This is a genomic window from Mycobacterium sp. 852002-51971_SCH5477799-a (assembly GCF_001667145.1).
GTDB lineage: Bacteria > Actinomycetota > Actinomycetes > Mycobacteriales > Mycobacteriaceae > Mycobacterium.
In genome coordinates this window covers 56,857-63,146 of record NZ_LZIF01000053.1, presented here as the reverse complement: position 1 = coordinate 63,146, position 6,290 = coordinate 56,857, and the positions used below count along the sequence as shown (strand labels likewise).

6 protein-coding genes and 1 tRNA gene are annotated in these 6,290 nt (G+C 65.3%); 4 read left to right on the top strand and 3 right to left on the bottom strand.

The features are described from left to right. The 3 genes from A5753_RS06560 to A5753_RS06550 form a co-directional block, all read left to right on the top strand. The coding region (locus A5753_RS06560) for an MMPL family transporter (protein WP_156655974.1) at positions 1-847 on the top strand (847 nt) is incomplete at its 5' end. Positions 848-921: 74 nt separating this feature from the next. Further along, positions 922-1,824 carry a DMT family transporter gene (locus A5753_RS06555; RefSeq protein ID WP_067124674.1) on the top strand — a complete coding sequence of 301 codons (903 nt, stop codon included), beginning with the start codon at positions 922-924 and terminating at the stop codon, positions 1,822-1,824. Between the two features lie 177 nt (positions 1,825-2,001). Then, positions 2,002-3,198 carry an Ig-like domain-containing protein gene (locus A5753_RS06550; protein ID WP_067124692.1) on the top strand — a complete coding sequence of 399 codons (1,197 nt, stop codon included), beginning with the start codon at positions 2,002-2,004 and terminating at the stop codon, positions 3,196-3,198. 52 nt (positions 3,199-3,250) lie between these two features. Here the strand turns inward: A5753_RS06550 and A5753_RS06545 are convergent, their stop codons facing one another. The 3 genes from A5753_RS06545 to orn all read right to left on the bottom strand — a co-directional run bounded on the left by A5753_RS06545 (position 3,251) and on the right by orn (position 4,606). Further along, complete coding sequence (locus tag A5753_RS06545; protein ID WP_067124671.1) at positions 3,251-3,550, bottom strand: hypothetical protein; 300 nt, start codon at positions 3,548-3,550, stop codon at positions 3,251-3,253. Positions 3,551-3,827: 277 nt separating this feature from the next. Next, positions 3,828-3,903: transfer RNA gene (locus A5753_RS06540), tRNA-His, on the bottom strand. Positions 3,904-3,958: 55 nt separating this feature from the next. Beyond that, positions 3,959-4,606, bottom strand: a complete 648-nt coding sequence (gene orn, locus A5753_RS06535) for an oligoribonuclease (protein ID WP_067124667.1) — start codon at positions 4,604-4,606, stop codon at positions 3,959-3,961. A 100-nt stretch (positions 4,607-4,706) separates the two neighbouring features. Between orn and A5753_RS06530 the strand changes: the two genes are divergently transcribed. Beyond that, positions 4,707-6,287: a helicase HerA-like domain-containing protein gene (locus A5753_RS06530; protein ID WP_067124664.1), complete on the top strand. Its 1,581-nt coding sequence runs from the start codon at positions 4,707-4,709 to the stop codon at positions 6,285-6,287. The last annotated feature ends 3 nt before the right edge of the window (positions 6,288-6,290 follow it).

The following is a 6,290-nucleotide window of genomic DNA, read 5'->3' as shown; positions in this document are numbered from 1 at the left end:
GTATTCGCGGGCATCGAACATCCAGCTCGACCGACTGCATCAGGTCGGTGGGCCGGCGGGGCGGGCTGTGGAGATGACCGGGCTGGCGCAGATCAACCGCGACAGCGTCGACGCGATCACCACGCGACTGCCGCTCGTGTTCGTGCTGATCGCGCTTATCACCTTCGCGCTGCTGTTCTTGCTCACCGGCAGCGCGGTGCTGCCGCTGCAGGCACTGGTGTGCAACGTGCTGTCACTGACGGCGGCATTCGGCGCGATGGTGTGGATCTTCCAGGACGGTCACCTGGGCGCACTGGGCACCACGCCCAATGGGACGTTGAACGCGAACATTCCAGTGTTGTTGTTCTGCATCGCTTTTGGGCTGGCTATGGACTACGAGGTGTTCCTGGTCTCGCGCATTCACGAGTACTGGCTGGCCTCGCAAGCCATCCGTGACGCGCCAGCGACCGCGGCCGAGGCGCGTCACGCCACCGACGAGAGCACTGCGCTGGGCATCGCCGGCATCGGGCGGGTCGTCACCACCGCCGCCCTGGTGATGTCGATCTCGTTTGCGGCGTTGATCCCCGCGCATGTGTCGTTCATGCGAATGCTGGGCCTGGGTCTGACGCTCGGTGTGCTCGTCGACGCCACCTTGGTGCGGATGGTCCTGGTGCCGGCCTTCATTCACTTGCTTGGCCACTGGACGTGGTGGGCTCCGCGGTGGTTGACGAGGTTGCGCGACCGGTCCGTGACCGGAGAGGGCGGCGAGATCGCGGTCGGACGCGGCCGCTGGGCCCGCGATGCGCCGGAGGTGCCGCGGCCAATGATCAGAAGGTGGCCTACCAGAGCAACGCCCGGTAGTAGTTGATGTGACGAGATACCTTGTGACACGGTGGTTTTCGCATCAATAGCGTGCACTGCCGCAATCGACGGAGATTCCTTATGGGCCAGTTGCATATTGCCGCACTGTTGGCATTGAGTTCCGCGCTTTGCGTGGCGATCGGCGACGTGCTGCAGCAGCGCGCGGCGCACTGCGTCGCCGACCGGGCGATCGGTCCCGTCGAATTGTTCGCCGGCCTGCTTCGCAATCAGCGGTGGTGGTGGGGCGCACTGCTTCTCGTGGCGAGCATCGCGTTACAGGCCGCCGCGCTTGGTAAGGGCTCGGTGCTAGTGGTGCAGGCGCTGCTGATGTCGTCGGTGCTGTTCGCGTTGCCCATCAACGCCAGGTTGTTGCACCGCGCCGTGACCGGCGGCGAATGGGTATGGGGCGCTTTGCTGACCGCGGCGGTGATCGTGGTCGTAGTCGTCGGTAACCCGCGGGCCGGGCATACGGGCGCGTCGCTGCGAACCTGGGCGGCGGTGGCCGTCGTCCTCGGCCCGCTGTTGATCGGCTGCGTCGTCGCCGGCCGGATTTGGGGTGGCGCCGCGGCGGCGGCGCTGTTCGCTTTCGCGTCGGGGTCGTTATGGGGCGTCTTCGCGGTGCTCGCCAAAGAGGTCGTCGCCCGGCTCGGCGAGGGGGCGGGCGCGGTGGCCCGGACCCCGGAGCTGTACGCCTGCATCCTGGTCGCACTGGGTGGCGTGGCGTGGAGTCAATCGGCGTTCCGGGCGGGTCCGTTGACCGCGTCGATGCCGACCCTGCAGATGTCGCAGCCGGTAGTGGCGGCGGTGCTCGGCGTCGGCGTCCTCGGCGAGACGCTGAACACGGGTCGCGCCGGGGCGATCGCCCTGGCGGCGGCAGCGCTGGTCATGACGGCGGCCATCGTCAAACTCGCGCGCGTCGAGGCCGTCAGCGCCGGCGACGTGGTCGAGGCGTTGCGGCACGACGAGGTCGGCTCGCCGGCGTAATTCGATCCCTGGCGGGCCCTGGACCTGGCCTGAATGACGAATTCATTGCGGTGGCGACACCGATCGGCCGCCCCGACTCGCATACGCGTGGGAGTGTCGGCAAAAGCCATTAGAATGCCTGCAGCTACCTCGCTGGTCAGCGGTGACCAACTGGAGAATTACGTGGAAGGTCACTGGATGGCGCGTTTGCGGAGACGACGATCGTGGCTGGTGACAGCAATCGTTTCGATTGCTGTCTTCGGCGTCGCCTGTAACGGCGACCACGCGGCGGCGCCGGCGAAGGTCATCTTCGACAAGGGCACGCCACTGGCCGACCTACTGGTGCCGAAGCTCACCGCCTCGGTGACCGACGGCGCGGTCGGTGTGACCGTGGATGCGCCCGTGACGGTGACCGTCGCCGATGGCGTGCTCGCCTCGGTCACCTTGGTCAACGAGAACGGTAGGTCGATTACTGGGCAGTTGAGCCCCGACGGCCTGCGCTGGTCGACCACCGAGCAGCTCGGCTACAACAGGCGCTACACGCTGAATGCGAAGGCGACCGGCCTGGGCGGCGCGGCCAACAAGCAGATGACGTTCGAGACCAGCTCACCCGCGCACCTGACCATGCCCTACGTCAGTCCGGCCGACGGCGACGTGGTGGGCATCGGTGAGCCGGTGGCGATCCGCTTCGACGAGAACATCGCGAATCGCGCGGCGGCCCAAAAAGCCATCAACATCACCACCAACCCTCCGGTGGAGGGCGCGTTCTATTGGCTGAACAACCGCGAAGTTCGTTGGCGCCCGGAGCGTTTCTGGAAGTCAGGGACGACGATCGATGTGGCGGTCAACACCTACGGGGTGGACCTGGGCGACGGGATGTTCGGCGAGGATAACGTCAAGTCGCACTTCACAATTGGCGATGAGGTGATCTCGACGGCCGACGACACCACGAAGACGGTGACCGTGCGGGTCAATGGCGATGTCGTCAAGACCATGCCGACGTCGATGGGCAAGGACAGCACCCCAACCGCCAACGGCATCTACATCATTGGTGGGCGGTTCAAGCACATCATCATGGATTCGTCGACCTATGGCGTTCCGGTCAACTCGCCCAACGGTTATCGCACCGAGGTCGACTGGGCCACCCAGATGTCCTACAGCGGCGTCTTCGTGCACTCGGCGCCGTGGTCGGTGGGCGCGCAAGGTCACACCAATACCAGCCACGGATGCCTCAACGTCAGTCCGAGCAACGCCGAGTGGTTCTACGACCACAGCAAGAGCGGCGACATCGTCGAGGTGGTGCACACGGTCGGGTCGACGCTGCCCGGCATCGAGGGACTGGGCGACTGGAACATCCCTTGGGCGCAGTGGAAAGCGGGCAACACCAACACCTGACGGGCCGGCCAGTCGAGCTTCTGGGCCGCGCTCGCGAAATGGGCTGTGCGTGCTAACGCCCCAACCGGGCCGTTTCGTACGCCTTGCTTGCGCGCTCCAAGTTGACGAAGTTGTCGTGTGACGGGTCATTCCACCAGTCGAGAACGGCAAACGCCATGTCTCGGGCGAACGGATACAGCGGCGATTTTGATCCGCGTGTCCACAGCAACTTAACGGCATCGTCTCGTAGCGCATTCGCAGTGCGTTTTATTTCGTCGCGGCCCGGTTCGGGTAGGTCGTGGACGACCCGGTTGAGTATGTCCGCAATTGCGTCCCAAACCGCTAGTGCTAGCTGTTCTTCGTCACCGCTCATGGATTGCTCCCGCCAGGTAGGACCCGTCGCTCATGGTCCTATTCTGTCCCGCCCGCCACTCGTGGTGGGCATCATTTCGTGGCCGTTTCCTACGCTGCACCGCAATTGGGCTTGCGATCTCCACGATCGAACCGCGATCAAGCCGGAATGAGGCGTGGTCCAATGCGATACGCGACCTTTCTTGCGGAGCACCCCCGTTGCCGCTCGGTGCTGCAGTAGCGTCGCAAGTGACCGCGAAAACAAAAGGTCAGAGGTGCTGAATACCACCTCTGACCTGTGGGGTGAGTGACGGGACTCGAACCCGCGACATTCAGGATCACAACCTGACGCTCTACCAACTGAACTACACCCACCACGGCCGCAAGCCGACCTTCGCACGACGACGGTCAACGAGCGGCGACGTCGATACTAGCTGGTTGGCGGCGCGCTGGCCGAATCGCTTGGCCCCGGTGCGTCTTTTCCATCGCCAAAGGCTGCGGCCACCGCCTCGATTTCGCTGGTAGACGGCCCCGGCGGCGAGACGAAAACGGTCTGCCGGTAGAACTGCAGCTCGCGGATGGACTCGTGGATGTCGGCCAGGGCGCGGTGGGCCAGCCCCTTGACCGGCTGGCCGAAGTAAATCCGCGGATACCAGCGCCGGCAGAGTTCTTTGATCGAGCTCACATCGATCATCCGGTAGTGCAGGAACGAATCCAGGGCGGGCATGTCGCGCACGATGAAGGCGCGGTCGGTGGCGATGGAGTTGCCGGCCAGCGGCGCCGTCTTGGGTTGTTTGACGTGTTCGCCGATGTAATCCAGAACCATCGCTTCGGCGGTCGCCAGGTCGACGGTGGACGCCCGCACCTCGTCGGTGAGCCCCGAGCGTGAGTGCATTTCGGTGACCACGTCGCCCATCGCCGCGAGCGCGGCGTCGTCGGCATGGATCACCACGTCGACCCCGTCGCCGAGAACGTTCAACTCGGCGTCGGTCACCAGCGCCGCGATCTCAATCAGCTTGTCCGAACCCAGATCAAGCCCCGTCATCTCGCAGTCGATCCACACCAATTCGTCTCGCACAGGGCTCAGACTAGTGGCGATCGCCCCGGCAGAGTTGGGGAAGTAGGGTGAGCGTTGTCGAACTGCACGCCGATTCATCGGGGAAGAGAGGCGCAGCACGATGAGCACCGATTCAGCGGCCACGGCCGCGACGCGGATCGCCGACGGATACGCCGTCGACGGCCAGGCACTGGAATTGGGCACGGTCGTGATCGACGGCGCGGCCGATCCGGCGGCCCAGATCCGCATTCCGCTGGCCACCATCAACAGGCACGGTCTGGTGGCCGGGGCCACCGGAACCGGCAAGACCAAGACGCTGCAATTGATCGCCGAGCAGCTCAGCGCCGCGGGCGTCCCCGTGCTGATGGCCGATGTGAAGGGCGACCTGTCCGGGCTGGCCAGACCCGGCGAAGGTAACGACAAGACCGCCGCGCGGGCCAAGGACACCGGCGACGACTGGCAGCCGACGGGGTTTCCCGCCGAGTTCTTGTCGTTGGGCACCAAGGGAATCGGCGTGCCGATCCGCGCGACCGTCGACAGCTTCGGCCCGGTTCTGCTGTCAAAAGTCCTGGGGCTCAACGCTACTCAAGAGTCGACGCTGGGGCTGATCTTCCACTGGGCGAAAGATCAGAACCGCCCGCTGGTCACCACGGACCATCTGCGGGGCGCGATCGCCTACCTGACCAGCGACGAGGGCAAGGAAGCCCTGAAATCGCTGGGCGGCGTGTCGGCGACGACGGCGGGCGTGATCCTGCGGGCGCTGGTGAACCTCGATGCCGAAGGCGGGGACACCTTCTTCGGCGAGCCCAAGCTCGACCCGAACGACCTGCTGCGCACCAACGACCAGGGCCAGGGCATCATTTCGCTGCTGGAGTTCACCGGTCAGTCGGTGCGCCCCGTCATCTTCTCCACTTTCCTGATGTGGTTGCTCGCCGACCTGTACACCCAGCTGCCCGAGGTCGGCGACGTGGACAAGCCGAAGCTGGTCTTCTTCTTCGACGAGGCGCACCTGTTGTTCGCGGACGCGTCCAAGGCCTTCCTCGAGCAGGTCGAGCAGACCGTCAAGCTGATCCGCTCCAAGGGCGTCGGGGTGTTCTTCTGCACCCAGCTCCCGACGGACATCCCCAACGACATCCTGTCTCAGCTGGGCGCGCGGGTTCAGCACGCGCTGCGGGCGTTCACACCCGACGACCAGAAGGCGCTGAGCAAGACCGTCCGCACCTACCCGAAAACCGATGTCTACGACCTGGAGTCGGCGTTGACGTCGCTGGGAATCGGCGAGGCGGTGGTGACCGTGCTATCTGAGAAGGGCGCACCGACGCCGGTCGCGTGGACCCGCATGCGGGTACCACGCTCGCTGATGGCGTCGATCGGCAACGACGCGATCGTGGCCGCGGCGAAAAACAGTCCGCTGCAGGCGAAGTACGGTCAGACGCTGTCCCAACCCCTGCAGCCCCAGTCCGGCCCGCCGGAGACGCAAACCCCGTCCGCTCCGCAGCCGCCGCAAACCCGGTCCGAATACCCGCCGGTTCCGCCGAACGAGCCGGTGCCGCCGATGCCGGAGCCGGCGGAGCCGAAGGGCACCAAAGGGCCCTCCATGTTGGAGGAAGTTCTGCAGAACCCCACCGTGAAAAGCGGCATCAACACTGCGATACGCGAAGCGGTGAAAGGCATCTTCGGGTCCGGACGCCGCCGGAAATAGCGC